19 protein-coding genes and 2 tRNA genes are annotated in these 20,974 nt (G+C 60.9%); 10 read left to right on the top strand and 11 right to left on the bottom strand.

The genetic code is table 11. The features are described from left to right. The 5 genes from FGQ67_RS04795 to FGQ67_RS04775 all read left to right on the top strand — a co-directional run. A partial coding sequence (locus FGQ67_RS04795; RefSeq protein WP_249934392.1) for a sugar phosphate nucleotidyltransferase occupies positions 1–417 on the top strand: 417 nt, incomplete at its 5' end. A gap of 95 nt (positions 418–512) precedes the next feature. Further along, positions 513–950, top strand: coding sequence for a DUF4869 domain-containing protein (locus FGQ67_RS04790; RefSeq protein WP_040360074.1), 438 nt, complete (start codon positions 513–515; stop codon positions 948–950). Between the two features lie 9 nt (positions 951–959). After that, complete coding sequence (locus FGQ67_RS04785; protein WP_138340387.1) at positions 960–1,934, top strand: hypothetical protein; 975 nt, start codon at positions 960–962, stop codon at positions 1,932–1,934. Positions 1,935–2,009: 75 nt separating this feature from the next. Then, complete coding sequence (rfbB, locus tag FGQ67_RS04780) at positions 2,010–3,029, top strand: dTDP-glucose 4,6-dehydratase (protein ID WP_138340386.1); 1,020 nt, start codon at positions 2,010–2,012, stop codon at positions 3,027–3,029. Between the two features lie 14 nt (positions 3,030–3,043). Beyond that, a complete protein-coding gene (locus tag FGQ67_RS04775) occupies positions 3,044–4,498 on the top strand; it encodes a sugar nucleotide-binding protein (protein WP_171025198.1) in 1,455 nt (484 codons plus the stop codon). A 105-nt stretch (positions 4,499–4,603) separates the two neighbouring features. Here FGQ67_RS04775 and FGQ67_RS04770 read toward each other — a convergent pair whose 3' ends face one another. Beyond that, positions 4,604–5,572 carry a glycosyltransferase family 2 protein gene (locus FGQ67_RS04770; RefSeq protein WP_138340385.1) on the bottom strand — a complete coding sequence of 323 codons (969 nt, stop codon included), beginning with the start codon at positions 5,570–5,572 and terminating at the stop codon, positions 4,604–4,606. A 160-nt stretch (positions 5,573–5,732) separates the two neighbouring features. On the opposite strand from FGQ67_RS04770, the gene FGQ67_RS04765 reads away from it, so the two are divergent. The 3 genes from FGQ67_RS04765 (at position 5,733) to FGQ67_RS04755 (ending at position 7,488) form a co-directional block, all read left to right on the top strand. Then, a complete protein-coding gene (locus FGQ67_RS04765) occupies positions 5,733–6,578 on the top strand; it encodes an ABC transporter permease (protein WP_249934391.1) in 846 nt (281 codons plus the stop codon). Between the two features lie 11 nt (positions 6,579–6,589). Then, positions 6,590–7,357 carry an ABC transporter ATP-binding protein gene (locus FGQ67_RS04760; RefSeq protein WP_006236046.1) on the top strand — a complete coding sequence of 256 codons (768 nt, stop codon included), beginning with the start codon at positions 6,590–6,592 and terminating at the stop codon, positions 7,355–7,357. 54 nt (positions 7,358–7,411) lie between these two features. Continuing rightward, positions 7,412–7,488, top strand: a tRNA-Arg gene (locus FGQ67_RS04755). 307 nt (positions 7,489–7,795) lie between these two features. On the opposite strand, the gene FGQ67_RS04750 is transcribed toward FGQ67_RS04755, so the two are convergent. The 10 genes from FGQ67_RS04750 to aroF all read right to left on the bottom strand — a co-directional run bounded on the left by FGQ67_RS04750 (position 7,796) and on the right by aroF (position 17,824). After that, a complete protein-coding gene (locus tag FGQ67_RS04750) occupies positions 7,796–8,797 on the bottom strand; it encodes a DEAD/DEAH box helicase family protein (protein ID WP_138340384.1) in 1,002 nt (333 codons plus the stop codon). Further along, the gene (locus tag FGQ67_RS04745) at positions 8,797–9,246 is read right to left on the bottom strand and encodes a DUF4869 domain-containing protein (protein ID WP_138340383.1); all 450 of its coding nucleotides are present in this window, start codon (positions 9,244–9,246) and stop codon (positions 8,797–8,799) included. The genes FGQ67_RS04750 and FGQ67_RS04745 overlap by 1 nt, the downstream gene beginning before the upstream one ends. A 130-nt stretch (positions 9,247–9,376) precedes the next feature. After that, positions 9,377–9,814, bottom strand: a complete 438-nt coding sequence (gene aroQ, locus FGQ67_RS04740; protein ID WP_117790431.1) for a type II 3-dehydroquinate dehydratase — start codon at positions 9,812–9,814, stop codon at positions 9,377–9,379. Between the two features lie 64 nt (positions 9,815–9,878). Beyond that, a complete protein-coding gene (locus FGQ67_RS04735) occupies positions 9,879–11,129 on the bottom strand; it encodes a shikimate kinase (protein WP_138340382.1) in 1,251 nt (416 codons plus the stop codon). Next, positions 11,130–12,275, bottom strand: a complete 1,146-nt coding sequence (gene pheA, locus FGQ67_RS04730; protein ID WP_138340381.1) for a prephenate dehydratase — start codon at positions 12,273–12,275, stop codon at positions 11,130–11,132. 53 nt (positions 12,276–12,328) lie between these two features. Beyond that, the gene (gene aroC, locus FGQ67_RS04725) at positions 12,329–13,426 is read right to left on the bottom strand and encodes a chorismate synthase (RefSeq protein ID WP_138340380.1); all 1,098 of its coding nucleotides are present in this window, start codon (positions 13,424–13,426) and stop codon (positions 12,329–12,331) included. A 1-nt stretch (position 13,427) separates the two neighbouring features. Then, the gene (gene aroA / locus FGQ67_RS04720) at positions 13,428–14,747 is read right to left on the bottom strand and encodes a 3-phosphoshikimate 1-carboxyvinyltransferase (RefSeq protein WP_138340379.1); all 1,320 of its coding nucleotides are present in this window, start codon (positions 14,745–14,747) and stop codon (positions 13,428–13,430) included. Next, complete coding sequence (gene aroB, locus FGQ67_RS04715) at positions 14,741–15,847, bottom strand: 3-dehydroquinate synthase (RefSeq protein WP_138340378.1); 1,107 nt, start codon at positions 15,845–15,847, stop codon at positions 14,741–14,743. The genes aroA and aroB overlap by 7 nt, the downstream gene beginning before the upstream one ends. A 36-nt stretch (positions 15,848–15,883) precedes the next feature. Further along, complete coding sequence (locus tag FGQ67_RS04710; protein WP_117564237.1) at positions 15,884–16,798, bottom strand: prephenate dehydrogenase; 915 nt, start codon at positions 16,796–16,798, stop codon at positions 15,884–15,886. A gap of 3 nt (positions 16,799–16,801) precedes the next feature. Continuing rightward, entirely contained in the window at positions 16,802–17,824 is a 1,023-nt protein-coding gene (gene aroF / locus FGQ67_RS04705; protein WP_022094767.1) for a 3-deoxy-7-phosphoheptulonate synthase, read from the bottom strand. A 204-nt stretch (positions 17,825–18,028) separates the two neighbouring features. Here aroF and FGQ67_RS04700 point away from each other — a divergent pair. Both FGQ67_RS04700 and FGQ67_RS04695 read left to right on the top strand, forming a co-directional pair. Further along, positions 18,029–18,105, top strand: a tRNA-Arg gene (locus tag FGQ67_RS04700). Between the two features lie 76 nt (positions 18,106–18,181). Next, positions 18,182–20,905: an HAD-IC family P-type ATPase gene (locus tag FGQ67_RS04695; protein WP_138340377.1), complete on the top strand. Its 2,724-nt coding sequence runs from the start codon at positions 18,182–18,184 to the stop codon at positions 20,903–20,905. Positions 20,906–20,974 lie beyond the last annotated feature (69 nt).

The following is a 20,974-nucleotide window of genomic DNA, read 5'->3' as shown; positions in this document are numbered from 1 at the left end:
AAGCCCGCTGAGCCCAAGAGCTCCTACGCCGTCACCGGCCTGTACTTCTACCCGGGCGACGTGGCCGCCAAGGCCCACGAGGTCAGGCCCTCGGCCCGCGGCGAGCTGGAGATCACCACGCTCAACCAGATGTACCTGGAGGAGGGGACGCTGTCCGTCGTCACCCTGGGTCGCGGCTACGCGTGGCTGGACACCGGCACCATGGAGAGCCTGCACGAGGCCGCGGAGTTCGTCCGCGCCGTGGAGCACTCCCAGGACCTGCCGGTCTCGGTCCCCGAGGAGATTGCCTGGGAGAACGGCTGGATCACCACCGCCGGGCTGGAGGAGGCCGCGAAGGCCTACGGCAAGTCGGTCTACGGGCAGCACCTGAAGAAGGTCGCCGCCGGCGAGATCGTCAACAGCCCGCGCGAGTACTAGCGCCAGCTTGTTTTCTTTTAGGGGTCACCGTTTATCTGGTGGCCCCTTTCGTTATGATTACGTTGACCATAAAGATAATATGATTGGGAGTGGATGTGTTAAGCGTCTACTTTGGCGATATGCCAGAAGCGATTTACAACACAGCGACATATTTCAAAAACTCTTACCGGTCTACTTGGATTACGGATCCCTATGCAGTCTCGATAATTAAAGATGTCGATCGATCGGATGTTGTCTCCGAAAACGTCATCGAAAGCCCCGTGCTTGGATCCATCTCCCCACTCCAGCTTTCTGGTGGCGTGAAAACGCTGCTGCTTATGAGATTTGATCGTAAGCATATTTTTAACGCCTCTACCTGTGGTGACAACTGTGCCAAGTGGATTCTTGACATGGCGAAAGACCGCAAGCTCGTTGTGAATCTCTATCATGTGATGGACTTTGGTCGCGAGGATTTTAAAATTAAAGTCGTGAATAGCGGCCGAATCGTTCACAACATGGCCGAATTGATTCACGAGTCGATTCCGTATCTGTAGGTACTGCTTATGAACGGTTCGCATCTCGTTAAGATTTCCCGCCGCAGGGGAACTAAGTACACATTTACCATCAAGCGGAACATCACTATTGTGCGTGGCGATAGTGGCACGGGTAAGACGGCACTGTTTGACATGGTCGCAGACTACATGCGAACGGGCGAGCAGTCGGGTGTCTCCTTGCAATGCGATTGTCCCTGTGTCGCCCTGACCGATTATGATTGGCGAAACCAGCTTTCGTCCGTTCATGACTCGATTGTATTTGTCGATGAGGGCTTAAAAGAGATCCATTCTGATGAGTTTGCCCATCATGTGCTGTATTCCTCGAATTATTTCGTGCTGATCTCAAGGGCTGATTTCCCCAATCTTCCGTATAGCGTGGATGAGATTTATAAGATTAAGACGAGCGGAAAATACCATTCCTTCGTCCCTGTTTATCAAGATCGCGGAAATCATCGTTATGCTATTTCCCGATCGGCGCCAAAACAGGACTTTTCTATCCTTCTATGCGAGGACAGTAAGTCTGGTTTCCAGTTCTTTGAACGGCATTTCGCTGATAGTGAGCTTACCTGTGCTTCGGCCATGACGAACAGCGCGATTTTGGGCTGGTTGGATCAGCATTTCGACGATCGCGTGTTTGTTGTCGCGGACGGAGCGGCATTTGGGTGCTATGCGGACCGCGTCCTTAAGCTGCAAGACATTCATCGCGATACTGTTACGGTTTGTCTTCCCGAGTCATTCGAGTGGCTTCTGCTGAGCTCTGGCGTAATTTCAGGGTTAGATGTTAAGGCGGTTTTGGAAACCCCAGAAGCCTTTGTAAACAGTGAGAAGTTTAAAAGCTGGGAAGACTTCTTCTATAAGTACTTACGCGATAAAACTGGGAATTCGGTCTTCCGGTACGACAAAGACTGCATTCCGGAGGCGTTTTGTAGGGGAAGTAATTCTGCGAAGGTCATGGCTCTTATCGCATGCCGAAATGTCCGATAGTTTTGTTGAATAGTGTCGCGGCGTCACTTCCTGCGGCATACTAAAGAAGCTGTACTTGCTTCAGATTGGATTTTCATGTCTGAGATTTTTGAACCTAAGAACATCATCGTCACGGGCGGTTGCGGCTTCATCGGCAGCAACTTCGTGCACTACGTGGTGAAGAACCACCCGGGCGTCCACGTGACCGTCCTGGACAAGCTGACCTACGCCGGCAACCCCGAGAACATCGCGGGGCTGCCCGAGGACAGGGTCGAGCTCGTCGTCGGTGACATCTGCGACGCGGAGCTGCTCGATAGGATCGTCCCCGGCCACGACGCGATCGTGCACTACGCCGCAGAGAGCCACAACGACAACTCCATCGCCGACCCGGAGCCGTTCTTGCGCACCAACGTGGAGGGCACCTTCCGCCTGCTGGAGGCCGTCCGCAAATATGGCGTCCGCTACCACCACGTCTCCACCGACGAGGTCTACGGCGACCTGGCGCTCGACGACCCCGCCAAGTTCACCGAGGAGACGCCGTATAAGCCCTCGAGCCCCTATAGCTCCACCAAGGCGAGTTCCGACATGCTCGTGCGCGCATGGACCCGCACCTACGGCCTGCGCACCACGATCTCCAACTGCTCCAACAACTACGGCCCCTACCAGCACGTGGAGAAGTTCATCCCCAGGCAGATCACGAACATCATAGACGGCGTCCGCCCCAAGCTCTACGGCCGCGGCGAGAACGTCCGCGACTGGATCCACACCGAGGACCATTCCAGCGCCGTCTGGGACATCCTCACCAAGGGCCGCACGGGGGAGACCTACCTCATCGGCGCCGACGGCGAGAAGAACAACATCACCGTGCTGCGCATGATCCTGGAGGCGATGGGGAAGGACCCCGAGGACTTCGACTGGGTCGCCGACCGCCCCGGCCACGACCGCCGCTACGCCATCGACTCGACCAAGCTCCAGCGCGAGCTGGGCTGGAGGCCGGCCCACACCGACTTCGCCGAGGGCCTGAAGGCCACCATCGACTGGTACGTGGCCAACGAGTCTTGGTGGCGCCCGGCCAAGGAGGCCACCGAGGCCCGTTACCGCGCACAGGGCCAGTAGGAGGGGAGAGAGACATGGCAGACATCGCATTCGAGAAGGACCTCGCCGTCGCCGAGACCGGCATCGTGGGCCTCAAGGTCGTCGACCTCGCCGTCCACGGCGACTCGCGCGGCTGGTTCAAGGAGAACTGGCAGCGCGCCAAGATGACCGCGCTGGGCATCCCCGACCTCAGGGTCGTCCAGAACAACATCTCCTACAACGACAGCCGCGGCGTCACCCGCGGCATCCACGCGGAGCCCTGGGACAAGTTCATCTCCGTCGCCCGCGGCAGCGTCTTCGGCGCCTGGGTGGACCTGCGCGAGGGCAGTGACACCTACGGCAAGGTCTACACGACCGTCCTGGACCCCTCCAAGGCCATCTACGTGCCCCGCGGCGTGGGCAACTCCTTCCAGGCCCTGGAGGACGGCACCGCCTACACCTACCTGGTGGACGCCCACTGGTCCCTCGAGCTCAAGAAGACCTATACCTTCGTGAACCTCGCCGACCCGGAGCTCGCCATCGAGTGGCCGATCCCGCTGGAGGAGGCCACCGTCTCCGAGGCCGACCTCAAACACCCGATGCTCAAGGACGTCGTCCCCATGGCGCCCAGGCGCACCCTCGTCACCGGCTGCAACGGCCAGCTGGGCCATGCGGTGCGCGCGCTCGCCGAGGAGCGCGGCATGTCGAAGGACTTCGACTTCTGCGACATCGACACCTTCGACATGTCCGACCCGGACGCCTACGCACAGTACGACTGGTCGCTCTACGGCACCGTGATCAACTGCGGCGCCTACACGGCTGTGGACAGGGCGGAGACCCCCGAGGGCCGCGCCACCGCCTGGAAGGCCAACGCGACCGGCCCGGCCCTTCTCGCCCGCACCTGCGCCGGGCACGGCATCACGCTCGTCCACGTGTCCTCCGACTACGTCTTCGACGGCACCGCCGAGGTCCATGACGAGGAGGAGCCCTTCTCCCCGCTGTCCGTCTACGGCCAGACCAAGGCCGCCGGCGACATCGCCGTGGCCGGCTGCCCCCGCCACTACATCATGCGCAGCTCCTGGGTCATCGGCGAGGGGCACAACTTCGTCAAGACCATGAAGGGGCTCTCCGACCGCGTCGCCGACCCCGAGGACGGGCTCGCGCAGGTCACGGTCGTCGACGACCAGCTGGGCCGCCTGACCTTCACGCGCGACATGGCCGCCGCCATCTTCCACGTGCTGGGGACGCACGCCCCCTACGGGACCTACGACTGCACCGGCTCCGGCGCCGTGAAGAGCTGGGCGGACATCGCCCGCGCCGTCTTCGAGGCCGCCAACGGCAACGGGGACAAGGTCGTGCCGGTCAGCACCGCCGACTACTACGGCGGCGCCGAGGGACCCGTCGCCCCGCGCCCGGTCCACTCCGCGCTCGACCTTTCCAGGCTCGAGTCGGTCGGGTTCCACATGCCCGACTGGGAGGAAGAGCTTGGGGAGTACCTCAAGACGCTCTAGCCGCTATCAACTTTTCGAGAGTAAAAGCCGCCGTTCTTTAACGGCGGCTTTTCTTGTTGATGGCTATCTGCGCAGTGGTGCCAATAGTATTTTGCGGAAGATCTTTCACTCGCTTGGCGTGGTGGCGGACCTGCCGGGCTGGTCGTCGTAGGCGTATTTGCTGTACACGTTGACCTCCCACTGCTTTTTTTCGACCTTTGCCACGGAATCGAGGATGAAGCCGGTCGCAAGGCTCAGACCGCACAGGAACATAAACGACGCGGCGAGCATGGCGGTGGGGAAGCGCGGAACGAGGCCGGTCTGGAAATACTCGACAACGATGGGCGTGCCCAAGGCGAGGCCGATCACCGCAAACAGAAGCGCGACGAGGCTGAAGAACTTCAGCGGGCGGTAGTCCTTGAACAGCGTGCCGATCATCGCAACGACTTTAATGCCGTCGCTCACGGTATTGAGCTTGGACTCGGAGCCTTCCGGACGGTCGCGGTACTCGATGGGCACATCTTTGATGCGCCAGCGGTGGTCGACGGCGTGGATTGAGAGCTCGGTTTCGATCTGGAAGCCCTCGGAAAGCACGGGGAAGGTTTTAACGAACGGGCGGCTCATGGCACGGTAGCCGGTCATGACATCATCGAAGCTGTAGCCATAGATCCACTTGATCATGGCACGGACCAGATTGTTGCCAAAGCCGTGGAAGGCACGCTTGTTTTCCTCGGCGTAGGTGCCGTTGGAAAGGCGATCGCCTACGGTCATGTCGGCCGTGCCGCTGAGGATAGGCTCGCAGAGGGCTTTGGCCGCCTCGGCGGGGTAGGTGTCGTCGCCGTCGACCATCAGGTAGCAATCGGCGTCGATGTCGCGAAACATCTGGCGGCAGACGTTGCCCTTGCCCTGACGCGGCTCAAAGCGGACCGTCGCACCATGCTCTGTTGCGATGCGGGAAGTCTCGTCCGACGAGTTATTGTCATAGACATAGACCGTCGCCTGCGGAAGCTCGCGGTGAAAGTCGTCGACGACCTTACCGATCGTGAGGGCTTCGTTGTAGCAGGGGATAATGACGGCAATGGATTCAGAATTCACTCAATGCTCCTTTGAATTTCAATCTCTGAAAGTATAGCCGTTTGCGCCTGGCATCCTAAGATGTGGGTTAGTTCTCCAGTTTTGTTGCGCGATTCGTTTGCCTGCCTGTCGGGTCTATACTGTTCGTTTGTCAACGATTACGAGTAAAGGAGTTGCATCCGTGTCGGATCAGACAAAGCAACAAGAAACTCGCAGTCTGCCTGCGACGTTTGCTAAGAACGAATTTGAGAAGGACGCGTTTATCCTTCGTCAGCTGGTTACCAAGGATTTTAAGATTAAGTATCGTCGCAGCGTGTTGGGCGTTGCGTGGTCGGTGCTCAACCCGCTGCTGATGATGATCGTCATGGCCATCGTGTTCTCGACGATTTTTGCCCAGGGTCGCAACGGCTCTATTACGCCCGAGATGTACCCGCTGTACTTGATCGTGGGTAACGTCACCTTTGCCGTCATGTCCGAGTCTACGAACCAGGCGCTGACGTCGATCGTGGGCGCAGCTCCGCTGCTCAAGAAGGTCAAGGTTCACCGCTGGGTCTTCCCGGTGCAGAAGGTGCTCTTCTCGCTGGTCAACTTTGCCTTCTCGCTGGTCGCCGTCGCCATCGTTATGCTGTGGTTCCGCGTTATGCCTTCGTGGCACCTCATTCTGCTGCCTGTTTGCTTGTTCTTGCTTATGTGCTTCTGCATGGGCCTGGGCATGATGCTCTCCGCCCTCACGGTTTTCTTCCGCGATGTCATGCATCTGTGGAGCGTCGTCATCACGGCATGGACCTACATTACGCCCATCTTCTGGACGACCGACTTCGTTGCGCAAATGCCCCATATCGTGCGCATCCTGGTCTATGCGAACCCCATGTACAACTACCTGCAGTTTATGCGTGACATCTTCCTGTTCCAGACCACGCCTTCGTTCTTGACGCTTGGTATGTGCGTCGCTTGGGCGGTTCTTGCGCTTGCTATTGGCTACACCGTGTTCCATAAGTCCGAGCGCAAATTCATCCTCTACATCTAAGGAGTGCTGTGATGACTGAATCTGTTGTTGATTACAGCGAGCAGCCTCTGGCTGTCGAGGTCGACGACGTCACCATGATCTTTAACATGGCGTCCGAGTCGCTGACCAACCTCAAGGAGTATTTCATTAAGCTTGCCAAGCACGAGCTGTTCTTTGAGGAGTTTAGGGCGCTTAAGCACATCTCGTTCGATATTCATCGCGGCGAGGTCGTGGGCCTGGTGGGCACCAATGGTTCCGGCAAGTCTACGATGCTCAAGATTATCGCCGGCGTGCTTGAGCCTAGCGAGGGCAGCGTTAAGGTGCACGGTAACATCGCACCACTGATTGAGCTTGGCGCTGGCTTTGACCCCGAGCTGACGGCGCGCGAGAACATTTATTTGAACGGTGCGCTGCTCGGCTATACCAAGGAGTTCATCGACGCCAACTTTGACGGCATTATCGAGTTCGCCGAGCTGCAGAACTTTGTCGACATGCCGCTTAAGAACTTCTCTTCGGGCATGGTGGCGCGTATCGCCTTTGCAATCGCCACGATTACCGAGCCCGATATTCTGATCGTTGATGAGACGCTCTCCGTCGGTGACGTGTTCTTCCAGCAAAAGTGCGAGGCGCGTATTCAGCACTTTATCCAGAGCGGTGACGTGACGGTTCTGTTCGTTTCGCACTCTATGGAGCAGGTTGAGCGCATCTGCCAGCGCGCCGTTTGGATTGAGAAGGGCGACCTTCGCATGGACGGCCCGGTTGATGAGGTCTGTAAGGCGTACCGCGAGCAGTTCAACTAGGTTATAATTATCTGCGCCTGGCGCGCGTGCGCGTGCTTGGGCGTGCGGTTATTTGCTCCATTAGCTCAGTTGGATAGAGCAGGGGACTTCTAATCCCAAGGTCGACGGTTCGAATCCGCCATGGAGCACCATCGTTTATTAAGCCCGGACCGCTTGGTGGTCTGGGCTTTTTCACATGCCGGTGTTCTTTGTTCTTGCCGGGTATACGTTTAGGCCGAAGCCGTGGCGTGAGCTGCTATTGTGCTGCTGATGTGGATTGGTTATACGGCGCGCCAAAGGGGGCTGGAGCCGAGCGTGAGCAAGCCTCTGCTTATGACGCTGCCAGCATCGTGGTTCTTCGCGTCAATCGTACGCTGTGCCTGCGATATTGGATTGGCGTACGTGATCAAGAAGGCGTAACAAAAGCGGGGAGGACCAACTTGGCCCTCCCCGCTGTATCTAGTCTGCCTTCAGGCACTCGGGCAAGACGTTTGCAACTGCATTCATCGCCTGCGGCCTCAGGTACTGCTCATTGAGCTTTACCTTTCTGTAGGCGTAGCGAGTGTCTGCCGAGTATTTGATCAACACATCGGTGAAGAACCGCTCCCAGCTCAGGTAGTCGCGGCTTTCGATATAGCTTGAGGGATCCTCGAGGATTTTTAAGATATCGTTACTGGGAATGAGGCCAGATTGCAGGAGTGTCCACTCGAATGATTCGGGGAGGAACAAGCGTACGTTCTTGTAAACGCGCTGTCCGAGCACCTTTTCGATGTAGGGACCAAATGCTGCTCCGTCTCCAATAGCAAGGATGTTTTGCTCGGGACATTCGTGAATCGTACGTTTTAGATTCGCAACGCCGGTGGCGGTATAGCAGGGGATCCCGAGTCGGTTGCAAAGAGCGTCGTAGAATTGATAGCCAGATTTGCTATCCTCGACAACTACGGCGTCGGGTACCTCGAATCCAACATTTAGATCCTGATACAGCATACTTGCCGTGTGGTCATATAGCGGCTTGGTCACCGAGTAGAAGCGCCTGTCGCTCTTGCGGCCATTGATTGTTTTACTTGTCGTGTTGACTAGCTTCAGGATCTCATCAACGCTGTAGGGGAGCTCGTTGGCATCGCGACGAGATATCAGAACAAAATAGTTGGACGAGCCGTTGACGGCTTTGGCGAAGTCCTTTGAGTAGATAAACTCGTTACCCTCATCTAGAAAGACGATTGAATCTTCGATGATCGATAGCTCGCGCTCCCAGCGTCTGCCGGAAAGCGTTTCGCAAGGCACGTCGCAACTGAGTGCAACGCCGCTTTCCGGTCCTCGGTCGTTGTAGTCGCGAATCATCGAGATGAGCGTCGTTTTACCCGTGCCGCTGTTGCCGCGTATAAAGGAAATATTGCGCTTAAACGTGAGTGTGTATTTGACCTTTGCGCGCTCGACGACAACAGTATGTGTTCCCCTCATTACTCATCAACATCCAAAAAGTCATTGGTGGCACCGACAAACTCCTGCATGTTCCTGACGTTGCGGCCATCGTTATCGATGCGGATCTTAAAGCTCTTCCAGGGGAATTTCATGATGTGGTATAAGGTCACCAGCACATCCTGCTCTTTGCCGATCTTGAGTAGCCAGCGGGCACAGTTGTCTCCGCAGGTGGATGCGTTGAACACCATATTTGGGAGATTGCGCACCAGCAGCAGCGTCTTAACGCCGCCGGACAGTTCGAGTGGGGTGATCGAGCCCAGCTGTTTGCTTACGATGTTGTGGGGACCGATGAGCTCTGATCCGTCCACGCTTTTAATAATCTGTGCGGCCATAGGGTCTTCGAACCATGAGTCCAAGTATGAGTTCCTAAAATAGGTTTCGGTATCGTAGATGGAACCAGGGTAATCCCCCAGATGGATGCTTAACATGCGCGTCTCCAGACGTTGTGTGACTGCAATGATTATATGCCAGTAATAAAGTGCCGCCAGTAGCAAGGTTGCTGCTGGCGGCACTGGCATTATTAGCGTGTGAATCGCGTTGATGGATTTGCTCGCGAGGCTACTTTTCGAGACGTTCCCCCAGCAGCTCCAGCGCGTGGGCGTAGCCTTGGAGGCCTTCGCCGGTGATGGTGGCGAAGCAGGCTAGGCGTGCGTAGCTCACTTGGCGGAAGTCCTCGCGGGTCTCGACGGCGCTGATGTGGACCTCGACGGCGGGGATGGCGACGGCCTTGAGGGCGTCGAGGATCGCCACGCTCGTATGTGTGTAGGCTGCCGGGTTGATGACGATGCCGTCGACCTTGCCGTAGGCCTCCTGGATCTTGTCGACGATGCTGCCCTCGTGGTTGGACTGGAAGACCTCGACCTCGTCAAACCCCTGCGCGGCCCCTGCTTCCTGGCAGATCTGCACTAAGCGGTCGTAGTTGTCGCTGCCATAGATGCCCGGCTCGCGAATGCCGAGCATGTTGAGGTTGGGGCCGTTGATGACGAGTGCTTTCATGGTTGCTTCCTTTGCGGTTGGAAAACCACCACAAAGGTGCCTGTCTCCTTTGTGGTGGTTTTGGTTAGAGAGCGGGTGAGAGGGTGTCGAGGAGGGCACGGGCGGTGTTGGCGGCGCAGTCGCGTGAGTCGATGATGTAGTCGGCCCAGGCGCGGTAGCGGGGCATGCGCTGTTCGGCTAACTTATCGATGCCGTCGCGCGCGGTGATGGGGCGGCCCTTGTGGGCGAGCTCGTCGAGCTTACGGTTGAGCATCACGATCTGGCTATTCTGGTGCAGCAGCGGGTAGTTCTCGTCGCGTGTGACCACGCCGCCGCCGGTGGAGAGCACCAGGCCGCTGCGCTTGGAGATGTCGGCCAGCGCCGCCGTCTCCTGTTCGCGGAAGGCCGCCTCGCCGCGCTCGACGATAAAGTCGGCACAGGGCATGCCCAGACGCTCCTCGAGCGCGCGATCCAAGTCGATGTGCTCGCGGCCCGTGAGCTGGGCGATCTGCTCACCCACGCGGGTCTTGCCCGAACCCGGCATGCCGATCAGCGCGATGTTTTGTTCGCAGCGGGACAGACGCTCCGTTACGTCTAAGATGCGCTTGCGCGGGGTGACTTGGCCGGTATAGCGCTCGACGGCCTGTGCCGCTTGGGCCACGAGCATCAGTAGGCCGCCGATGCAGGGGATGCCGCGGCGCTCGGCCTCGAGCATCAGGCCCGTGCGGGCGGGGTTGTAAACAATGTCGATAACGCCCTCGAGCGCATCGAGCCCTTCGAGTGTGCAAGGCGCGTCGGGGCAGTGGGGGGACATGCCGGCAGGCGTGCAGTTGACGAGCATGGCGGCGTCGGACTGCTGCGCGATGTTGCCGTAGTTGACCTCGCTCGTGCGACCCACGGGTACGACGATGGCGCCCAGGTCTCCCAGCACCATACTTGCCGTGGTGCCGGCGCCACCAGTGGCTCCGAGCACGAGAGCCTTCTTGCCGGCGACCTCAACCCCCAGCTCCTCGACAAGGCACTGAAAACCGAAGTAGTCAGTATTATCGCCGCGCAGGCGGCCGTCGGGCAGGCGCGTGATGGTGTTGACGTTGCCCATGCGCTCGGCGAGCGGGCTCAGCTCGTCCAGATACTCCATGACGGCGCGCTTGTAGGGGATGGTCACGTTGGTGCCCTCCCACTCGTCGCCCGTCATAAAGGCCGCGAGGTCCTCGGGCTCGCGCTCAAATCGCACGTAATCGAGCCCAGCGAGCTCTTTGTAGATGGTTGGGGTGTAGCTGTGGCCCAGCACGCGGCCCAGCACTCCGTAGGGGCGGGTTGCGGCGGTATCGGTCATCTAGAACACCTCCGTGTAGCTGCCAAAGTAGGTGAAGCTCTCGCACACGTCGTCGATAGAATCGAGCAGGTCGTCGAGGGCCTTGCTGCCAAAGGGGCAGTCCAGATCAAAGTAGAACATAAACTCAAAGTCGCGGCCGGGGATGGGGCGGCTCTCGAGCTTGATGAGGTTGATATTGAGCGCGTAGAAGCGCTCGAGTACGCGATAGAGCGCACCCGGCTCGTTGGCCGTGGTGATCATGAGCGAGGTACGGTTGGCGCCGGGGTAGACGCGCGGCTCGCGGCTGATGACGACAAAGCGCGTGTAGTTGTTGTCCGAGTCCTGAATGTTGGGCTCCAGCACCTCCAGGCCATAGAGTGCCGCGCAGCTGCGCGAGGCGATGGCGGCGACGTCGGTGCGCTCGGAGTTGGCGACCATCTCGGCCGACATGGCGGTGTTGGGGTACTTGGAGGCGTGCAGATTATGACCCTCGATATAGCCAGCGCACTGCGCGATGGCCTGACCGTGGCTGTAGACCTCGCGTATGTCCGCGAGCTTGGTGCCGGGCTTGACGAGCAGGTTGTGATCGATCTTGAGGCGAAGCGAGCGCACGATATGGAAGTTGAACTGTGCGAGCAGGTCGTAGACGGCGTTTACCGAGCCGGCGGTTGAGTTTTCGATGGGCAGTACGCCAAACTCGCAAAAGCCGTCGCGCACGGCGCGCATGACGCCCTCGAAGGTCTCGAAGAACGCAATATCCGGCACGTCGAAGAGTTTGCACGCGGCGATCTGGCTATAGGCACCTTCCACGCCCTGGCAGGCAACGGTGGCCGTTTGAGGGAAGGGCGTGTCAAAGGCTGCAGCCGTGGCGTGGGCCTTTTGCGAGACGGTGATGCCCTTGAGCTCGTTGATGTAGCGCTGCTGCTCGGCCTTGCTCATGCTCATAAGCAGGCGGAACAGGGTGATGGTCTGAGCTTCGTAGCGCTTTGGCGCGCGGCTGGCGAGGTTGTTGAGCTTGGAGCGCTCGCGGGCGGGGTCGAAGACGGCCTTGCCCATCTCGATCTTGGATTTGGCGACCTCGGTGGCAATGTCCATGCGCTCGACAAAGCTGTTGAGCAGCGTGGTGTCGATGCCATCGATGGCCTGGCGGATGTCTGCAAGGTCCATGGAGGCCCCTTTCACGTAACGGCTGAGTTGACAGGCAACCCAGGTGAGTCGGGTTAGAGCTGGGCGGCGTCCTCGAGGAGAGCGTCCCAGATGGCGAGCGCCGCGGCTGCCTCGGCTACGGGGACGGCTCGGGGGACGATGCAGGGATCGTGACGGCCGTGCACCGAGAGCTCGGCATTTTCCATAGCGTCCATGTCTACGGTCTGCTGCTCGCGGCCAATGGAGGGCGTCGGCTTTACGGCCATGCGCCACATGACGGGCGCGCCGGTGGAGATGCCGCCCAGGATGCCGCCGGCGTTATTGGACTCGACCTCGATCTCGCCGGTCTCGGCATCAACGCGGTACGGGTCGTTGTTCTCGCTGCCGCGCATGGCGGCCACGGCAAAGCCCATGCCAAACTCCACGCCCTTTACGGCGGGAATGCCAAACGCGATTTGCGCGATGCGGTTCTCGATGCCGTCGAACATGGGGTCGCCGATGCCCGCGGGAAGCCCGTAGATGCCGCACTCCACGATGCCGCCGATACTGTCGAGCTCGTCGCGCGCGGCCAGAATCTCCTCGCGCATGCGACCGGCGGCCGCTGCGTCGATGCAGGGCAGGTTGTTCGTAAGGATCGCCTTGCGGTCGGCCTCGCGATAGACCATGTCGTCCATGGGCAGGTCGGAGATGCCGCCGATCTGTGCCACGTGCGCCATCACCTTAATGCCGCGGGCCTCGAGCGCCTGCAGTGCGATGCCGCCGGCGATGCACAGGGGTGCCGTCAGGCGGCCGGAGAAGTGCCCACCGCCGGCGACGTCGTGCATGTTGTGGTACTTCACGCGCGCTGGGAAATCCGCATGGCCCGGACGGGGCTTACGGCGTAGCTCGGAGTAGTCCTTGGAGCGCGTGTTGGTGTTCTCGATGATCGCTGCGACTGGTGCGCCGGTGGTGTGCCCATCGACCACGCCGGCGATGATGTGCGCGGCATCGGCCTCACGGCGCTTGGTCGCGGTCTCATCGCGGCCGGGGGCACGACGGTCCAAAAAGGCCTGCAGCTGCTCCTGGTCCACGGCGATACCTGCCGGAATGCCATCGAGCGAGCAGCCGATGGCGGGGGAGTGCGACTGACCGAAAATGCTCAGATGCAAGACGTTGCCAAAGGTCGAGGACATGCTATTCCTCCTCGAGTGTGACCTTGCCGCCCAGCAGGCGGTAGTGGTCGAAGAAATCGGGATAGGACTTGTTGACCGCCTCGGCGCCGTGGATCACGACCTCGCCGGTGGCGCGGCTCGCGGCGATGGCGGCCATCATGGCGATGCGGTGGTCGTTGTGCGAATCGACCTCGCCGCCGGTAAAGGCATCGACACCCTTGATGATGAGGTCGTCGCCGGCAATGCGCACCTGTGCGCCCAGCGCGGTGAGCTCGCGGGTGGTGGTGACCAGGCGGTCGGATTCCTTGATGCGCAGGCGCGCGCAGTCGCGGATGAACGTGCGGCCTTGCGCCAGCGAAGCCACGGCGGAGATGACGGGCACCAGGTCGGGAATGTCGTGGGCGCTCATCTCGAAGCCGGCGAGTTTGTCGGACTGCACGGTGGCGGCGTTGGTGGAACGCACGATGCGGGCACCAAAGCGCGAGAGCGCGGCGAGCACGTTGCGGTCGCCCTGCGCGGAGCTGAGCGACACACCCTCTACGGTGATGGGGTCGGTGCCGATGGCGCCGGCGCACAGCCAAAAGGCGGCGTTGGACCAGTCGCCCTCGACGGCCACGCTGCCGGGTGTGCGGTACGAGCCGCTGTTCACGCGGAAGTTCGTGACCTCGGGCTGGCCGTCCCTGGCGGGAATGCGCTCGACGTTGACCTCGACGCCAAAGGCCTTCATGGCCTGGATCGTCAGGTTGATGTAGGGGCGGCTCTCAATGAGGCCGGTCACCTGTACGCAGGAGGGCTGGGCCAGCAGCGGGGCCGCCAGCAGCAGGCCCGAGATGTACTGCGAGCTCACGTTGCCCGGCAGCACAAAAGTGCCCGGGCGCATGCGACCGTTCGTCTTGAGCGGAAAACCGCCCAGACCCTGCAGGTCGCAACCGGCGGCGATTATCTCGTCCGAGAGCGGGGAGAGCGGGCGGGCGCCCAGACGACCCTGGCCCACAAAAGTGGCCTCCGCACCCAGCGCACAGGCGACGGGCAGCATAAAACGCAGCGTGGAGCCGCTCTCGCCGCAGTCGAGCGTACCGCCGGCGAGAGCCTTGAGCAGGCCAAATTCAACGCTCTTCATGGTGGGGTGGACCTGGAAGCCGTCCTCGACGGTCTCGATGCGGGCGCCGAGCGCCGTGAGGCAACGTACCGTGGCCTCGATGTCGGCGCAGGTGGTGTTGCAGGTAACGTGCGTCTCGCCGTTGGCAAGCGCGGCGCAGATGATCAGGCGATGCGCCATCGACTTGGACGCGATGGCGGGAACGGTGCCCTTGAGCGGGGACGGGGTGATGCGGGCTAGCATGCGGAAGCGTCTCCCTTCTGGCCGAGGCCCTCGGCAATTAAATCGTGGAAAGTGGAAAGCGGCGTGCGGTCGATGCTGCAGCGGCCAATGCCGTGCGGAATCACCAGGTCGATGGTGTCGCCCGCGCGCTTCTTGTCGTGGAGCGCCTCGGCAAAGATGGCATCGGCATCTAGGTCGCAGCGGGTCTTGAGGCCATGGCGGGCGCAGAGTTCCTCAATACGACCGGGCAGTGCAGCATCGCAAACGCCGTGCAGGGCCGCGGCGCGCGTGATGATTCCCATGCCGATCGACACGCAGTTGCCGTGTCCGAGCTCAAAGTGCTCGCAGGCCTCAACGGCATGTCCGGCGCTGTGTCCAAAGTTGAGGAGCTTGCGCTGGTTGGTTTCGCGCTCGTCGGCGACGACCACGGCGCGCTTGATGTCGATATTGCGGGCGATGATGAGCGCTACGCGGGCCACATCGCGGTTGAGCAGCTCCAGCGTGAGCGGGGTCTTCTCCAGCTCGGCGAAAAGCTCCGGGTCGGCGATCACGGCGTGCTTGACGACCTCGCCGCAGCCGTCGGCGAACTGCTCGGGCGTGAGGGTGGCCAGGCACCCCACGTCTGCGATAACCACGCTCGGCTGCCAAAAGGCGCCGGCCAAGTTCTTGCCGGCAGCCAGGTCGATGGCGGTCTTGCCGCCCACAGACGAATCCACCATGGCGAGCAGACTCGTCGGGATCTGCACAAGCTTGCAGCCGCGCATGTAGGTGGCGGCCACAAAGCCCGCCACGTCGCCCACGACGCCGCCGCCGAGTGCCACGATCACGTCGGAGCGCGAAAGCTCGTGCTCGGCCACAAACTCCAAAATGGCAACATAGGTTTCGGCGCGTTTATGGGCCTCGCCGGCCTCGAAGGTGCAGATGCTCACCTCGTAGTCTGATGCCTCCAGACTCTGCTTAACTGGCATCTGGTAGAGCGGGCCCACGTTGGTGTCCGTCACGATGACGGCCTTGGTGCCGCCGGCAGTGGCGCGCACGAGCGGTCCCGCCTGCTCCAGCAAAAACGTGCCAACATGCACCTGGTAGGGGCGTGCAGTGTCGATATCGATGGTAATCGCCATAAGCTTCGGTCCTTTCGACCTGGCGTGATAGGTGGTCTAGTGGGAGGCCTCGTCGTCGAGCGCGCGCTTAATGCGGTCGCCCTCGGCAAGGAGATTCTCCAGATAGCGCTGGTCGCGGTCCTTAAGGGCGCGGCTGTAGGCGCCGAGCGATTCGATCAGATGGTCGATCTCGAAGGCGAGCGCATCGGCGTCGTCGATCATGAGCTCGGACCACATCTGCGGATTGAGGTGCGCCACGCGGGTGAGGTCGCGGTAGCTGCCAGCCGAAAAGCCGTGGTGGACCTGGGCAGTGGGGCTTTTGACGTAGGCGTTGGATACCACGTGCGCAAGCTGGCTCGTGAAGGCGATGACACGGTCGTGCTCGGCGGCGCTGGTCACGCTGAACTTGCCAAAGCCCAAGGGGCGCACCATCTCGCGCACCTGGCCCAAAAGCTCCAGTTTGAGCGCATCGTCCACCGCGGGCGGCACGAGCACGAGTGGCGCGCCCTGGAACAGATCGGCGCGGGAGTGCGCATAGCCCGAGTACTGCGTGCCCGCCATGGGGTGCGCGCCCACAAAATAAAAGCCGTGCTCGCGGGCAAGCTCAAAGGCGCGCTCGCACACGATGCCCTTGACGCCCACCGTGTCGATCACCACGGGGCCCATGATGGCCTCGGTGTCGGTGGCGTCGGCGAGCGCCTGGGCGTGCGCCTCGAGCCACTCGATGCATGCCTCGGGATAGCAGGCAAGGACGATGATGTCGCATTCGCCGAGTGTCTTGTCGTTGAGCTCTCCGGCGACAGTGCCCATGCTGGCGGCCGTCATGACATCGTCATCGGGGTCCCAGGCCAGCACGCGGACGCCCGCCTGCGCATAGCCGCGGGCAAAGCTGCCGCCGATGAGGCCAAGGCCGACGATGCCGGCGCACTTGGGGCCGCCCTGGTTAACGCGCGCGTTTCTCACCGTACCCATGGGCTACTCCATGGTCTCTTGGCAGACAACCTCGCGGATGGCTCGGATGCGGCGCATGGTGTCGTCGAACTGATCGGGGGTGAGGGCCTGGGCGCCGTCGGACCAGGCGCGGCTCGGCTCGTCGTGGACCTCGATCTCCAGGCCGTTGGCACCGCAGGCGGTCGCGGCGAGCGCCATCGGCTCAACGTAGCGGGTGTAGCCGGTGGCGTGGCTGGGGTCGGCGACGACGGGCAGGTGCGACAGGTGGTGCAGCACCGGCACGGCGTTGAGGTCGAATGTGTTACGGGTGCGGGTCTCGAAGGTGCGGATGCCGCGCTCGCACAGGATGACGTTGTCGTTGCCCTCGCTCATGATGTACTCGGCGGCCATGAGCAGCTCATCGATCGTGCCGGACATGCCTCGCTTGAGCAGAATCGGAGTCTGGGTCTTGCCGACCTCCTTGAGCAGGGGGAAGTTCTGGGCGTTGCGGGCGCCGATCTGCATGACGTCGATCTTCTTGTCCAGGAAGACCTGCACGTCGCGTGGGTCCATGATCTCGGTGACGATCGGCATGTCGAGTTCGGCAGACGCCTCGCACAGCAGGTCGAGGCCGGCGGGACCCATGCCCTGGTAGGCGTAGGGGGAGGTGCGGGGCTTGTAGGCACCGCCGCGCAGCATCGTGGCACCGGCGGCCTTCACGCGGCGGGCGATGCGGATGAGGTTCTCGCCCTCGACGGAGCACGGGCCGGCGATGACCTGGAACTGATCGCCGCCAATCTTGACGCCGTGGCCGCAGTCGATGACGGAGTCCTCGGGGTGGAACTTGCGGTTGGCGCGCTTGAACGGCTCGGAGACGCGCTGCACGCGCTCGACGACATCCATAGACTCGAGCAGGAACGGGTCGATCTTGGTCGTATCGCCCACCAGGCCGATGATCGTCTCATTCTCGCCGCGCGAGACGTCGGTCTTCAGGCCCTTTTTCTCAATCCAGCTGACGATATGGCTGACGGCCTCGTCGCTGGCGCTCTGCTTTAAAATAGCAATCATGGTGTGCCTCTCACCTCGATGGATAACCCTTGCAAAAACGGCCCGCATCGCGAGCCGTGTATATATGGTGCATGAGAGTTTATACTATCTGACTCGCTTTTGCCTTCTAAAGTGGGCCGTTGCGCCGCGTCTCCCACGTAATTGCAAAGCTTTTTCTTTTATTTTGATAGCCCGTGGTGCACTTGGGTATAATGCCAAACGTTGGCCCTATTAGCTCAGGGGATTAGAGCGTCTGCCTCCGGAGCAGAAGGCCGTTGGTTCGAATCCAACATGGGGCACCATCGAACGTAAGACCGTCCGAACCTCGCATGGTCCGGGCGGTTTTTCTTATACCGACGCGACGTGATGGGACGTGGTATGGCAGCAACGGATATCGAGCGCGGACTCTCAACCGCCGAGGTCGAGGAGCGCATCGCCGCCGGTAAGATCAACCGCAACATGGAGCTCAAGACCAAGTCGGTCAAAGAGCTCATCATCGAGAACCTCTGCACGCTGTTCAATTTGATCAACGTGATCTTGGCGTTCCTGGTCATTTTGACCGGTTCGTTTAAGAATCTGACGTTCCTGTTCGTGGTGTTCTTGAACACCGCTATCGGCGTCATTCAGTCCATGCGTTCCAAGAAGATGGTCGATAAGCTCACGCTTCTGACCTCTAAGAAGGCCATCGCGGTGCGCGACGGTGCCGAGGTGGAGCTCGACTTGGACCAGATCGTGCTCGACGACATCATTCGCCTCGGGCGCGGCGACCAGATTCCCGCTGACGCCGTGGTGGTTTCGGGCGAGGCGCTCGTGAACGAGAGCTTGCTGACGGGCGAGAGCGACCTTATTAAGAAGCAGCCTGGTTCTGAGCTCATGAGCGGCAGCTTTATCGACTCGGGCCTGCTGCGCGCCCGCGTGATCCATGTCGGCGCCGACAACTACGTGGCTAAAATTAATAACGAGGCGAAGTACGTCAAAAAGGTCAATTCCGAGATCATGAACGCGCTTAACGCCATCGTGCGCTTTGCGAGCATCATCATGATCCCGCTCGGTTTGGCGTTGTTTGCCTCGAGTGTGAGCGAGCTGTGGGATGCCGCGGGAACCCCGGGCGATAGCGCGCTTTCGTGGTGCTTCTCCGAGCTGTTGGCTGGTCATGTGCCTTCGTCGGCGCTGCTGTCCACGGTGGGCGCCCTGCTGGGCATGATTCCGCAGGGCCTGGTGCTGCTGACTTCGTCGGTGCTCGCGATTGCCACGGTGCGCCTGGCCCGCCACAAGGTGCTGGCGCAGCAGCTCTACTGCATCGAGACGCTCGCGCGCGTCGACGTGCTGTGCCTGGACAAGACGGGCACCATTACCTCGGGTCGTATGGAGGTCGAGGGCACCTACCCGCTGCCTGTTGAGGGTGTTGGCTTTGGCGTGGACTCGGACGAGGCGGCTGTTCCCGTCGATACCACAGTGCTCGATTTTGCGCTGGCTAACGTGGCACGTGCGACTTCGGCCGATGCCAACGAGACCTGCCAGGCGCTGCTCAACTATTACGCCGATCGCCCGGTCGAGGTGTCTGAGCCGCTGTCGGTCATTCCGTTCTCGTCCTCCAAAAAGTGGAGCGGCGCGTCGTTTGCGCAGGGCTCCTATGTGATGGGCGCCGCGCAGTTTGTGCTTTCGGAGCGTGTGTTTTCGCAGGTCGAGAACCGTGTCGCCGAGCTTGCCGATACCTGCCGCGTGCTCGTGGTGGCTCGCGTGGACGGCTTTACGCCCGATGGCGATATGGTGGGCGAGGCCGAGCCCGTGGGCTTTGTGACCATCCGCGACGAGATTCGTACCTCGGCGGCCGAGACCATCGGCTACTTTAACGAGCAGGGCGTGACCCTCAACGTGATCAGTGGCGACGACCCGCGTACGGTGTCGTCGATCGCGCGCGTGGTGGGCGTGCCGGGGGCGGACGCTTATGTGGACGCCACGACGCTCGATACACCGGCCAAGCTTGATGCCGCAGTGGACCGCTACCATGTCTTTGGTCGTGTGACCCCGCAGCAGAAGCGCGAGCTCGTGCAGGCGCTCAAGCGCCGCGAGCACACCGTGGCCATGACGGGCGACGGCGTCAACGACGTGCTGGCGCTCAAGGAGGCCGACTGCTCCGTGGCCATGGCGGCCGGCTCCGATGCCGCGCGCAACGTGGCCGAGATCGTACTCGTCGACAACGATTTTGCCTCGATGCCCGCCGTGGTGGCCGAGGGCCGTCGCTCCATCAACAACCTGCAGCGTTCGGCGTCGCTGTTCCTGACCAAGACGCTGTTCTCGATGGGCCTGGCGGCGCTGTGCATCGCGCTGCCGCCGTACCCCTTCGAGCCCATCCAGATGACGCTCATTAACTTCTTCTGCATCGGCGCGCCGGGCTTTGTGTTGGGCCTGGAGCCCAACAATGCTCGCGTGAAGGGGTCGTTCCTGACGAACGTGCTCAAGCGGGCACTGCCGGCGTCGATTGCGGTCATTTTGGCTGCGGCGCTCGATATCTTTGTGGCGCGCGTGTTTGGCTTTAACCAGCTCACGCTGTCTACGATGTGCCTGCTTACGTCGTGCGCGGCGAGCGTCAGCCTGATCTGGCGTATCTCGCAGCCCCTCACGCCCTTACGTGTGGTGCTTTTTGTGTTTGTGGTCGCCGGCATCCTGGTGGGCGTTATCGGATTCCCGGAGCTGCTGTCTATTGCCAACCTGACGATGGGCCAGATGGTTATCTTGGCTGTCATCGTGGTCTTTACCTGTTCGGTGTTCTTTAAGCTCGCCACGATGATGGATTCGCTCAAGCCGCGTCGTCGTCATGCCGCAACTGGTTTTGGCCGCGGTGTGCGCGTCCGCCTGGGTCGCGGTGGCGGCAAGGTGAGCTCGACGGGTTCGACGGCCGAGCGTTTTGCCAAGCGCTTCGCCGCCGACATGGCGCAGCGCCGCGAAGACCGCATCGTTCGCGTGGCCGAGGCCCGCGCACTCGAGGGCGTGGCCCAGGCCCAGCCCAAGAAAAAGAAGGGTACCGGAGCCAAGCGCTCTCTCGTGACCAAGTCCGCCCAAGGCATCAAAGTCTCTATGCCAAGCAAAAAGAAGAAGTAACTACGCGCCATGGCGATGTTGAATTGGTGCCTTGCTCCTGTGGGGCCGTGTCGATGTTATGCTCTAACC

Origin of the sequence: Collinsella aerofaciens, assembly GCF_005845035.1 — a bacterium.
GTDB classification, from domain to species: Bacteria; Actinomycetota; Coriobacteriia; order Coriobacteriales; family Coriobacteriaceae; genus Collinsella; species Collinsella aerofaciens_I.
The sequence above is the reverse complement of the archived record's forward strand: the minus strand, read 5'-3'. Positions and strand labels throughout refer to the sequence as shown.

What these genes read in the sequence shown, in the direction of transcription:
- aroB (WP_138340378.1), bottom strand. Translation starts at nt 15,847, where the DNA reads ATGGCGATTACCATCGATATCGACACTGCACGCCCCTACCAGGTGCAT.
- FGQ67_RS04735 (WP_138340382.1), bottom strand. Translation starts at nt 11,129, where the DNA reads ATGACCGATACCGCCGCAACCCGCCCCTACGGAGTGCTGGGCCGCGTG.
- aroQ (WP_117790431.1), bottom strand. Translation starts at nt 9,814, where the DNA reads ATGAAAGCACTCGTCATCAACGGCCCCAACCTCAACATGCTCGGCATT.
- pheA (WP_138340381.1), bottom strand. Translation starts at nt 12,275, where the DNA reads ATGGACCTTGCAGACATCCGCCAGGCCATCGATGGCATCGACACCACG.
- aroF (WP_022094767.1), bottom strand. Translation starts at nt 17,824, where the DNA reads ATGATTGCTATTTTAAAGCAGAGCGCCAGCGACGAGGCCGTCAGCCAT.
- FGQ67_RS04775 (WP_171025198.1), top strand. Translation starts at nt 3,044, where the DNA reads ATGGCAGACATCGCATTCGAGAAGGACCTCGCCGTCGCCGAGACCGGC.
- FGQ67_RS04750 (WP_138340384.1), bottom strand. Translation starts at nt 8,797, where the DNA reads ATGAGGGGAACACATACTGTTGTCGTCGAGCGCGCAAAGGTCAAATAC.
- FGQ67_RS04760 (WP_006236046.1), top strand. Translation starts at nt 6,590, where the DNA reads ATGACTGAATCTGTTGTTGATTACAGCGAGCAGCCTCTGGCTGTCGAG.
- aroA (WP_138340379.1), bottom strand. Translation starts at nt 14,747, where the DNA reads ATGCTAGCCCGCATCACCCCGTCCCCGCTCAAGGGCACCGTTCCCGCC.
- rfbB (WP_138340386.1), top strand. Translation starts at nt 2,010, where the DNA reads ATGTCTGAGATTTTTGAACCTAAGAACATCATCGTCACGGGCGGTTGC.
- aroC (WP_138340380.1), bottom strand. Translation starts at nt 13,426, where the DNA reads ATGTCCTCGACCTTTGGCAACGTCTTGCATCTGAGCATTTTCGGTCAG.
- FGQ67_RS04785 (WP_138340387.1), top strand. Translation starts at nt 960, where the DNA reads ATGAACGGTTCGCATCTCGTTAAGATTTCCCGCCGCAGGGGAACTAAG.
- FGQ67_RS04710 (WP_117564237.1), bottom strand. Translation starts at nt 16,798, where the DNA reads ATGGGTACGGTGAGAAACGCGCGCGTTAACCAGGGCGGCCCCAAGTGC.
- FGQ67_RS04695 (WP_138340377.1), top strand. Translation starts at nt 18,182, where the DNA reads ATGGCAGCAACGGATATCGAGCGCGGACTCTCAACCGCCGAGGTCGAG.
- FGQ67_RS04745 (WP_138340383.1), bottom strand. Translation starts at nt 9,246, where the DNA reads ATGTTAAGCATCCATCTGGGGGATTACCCTGGTTCCATCTACGATACC.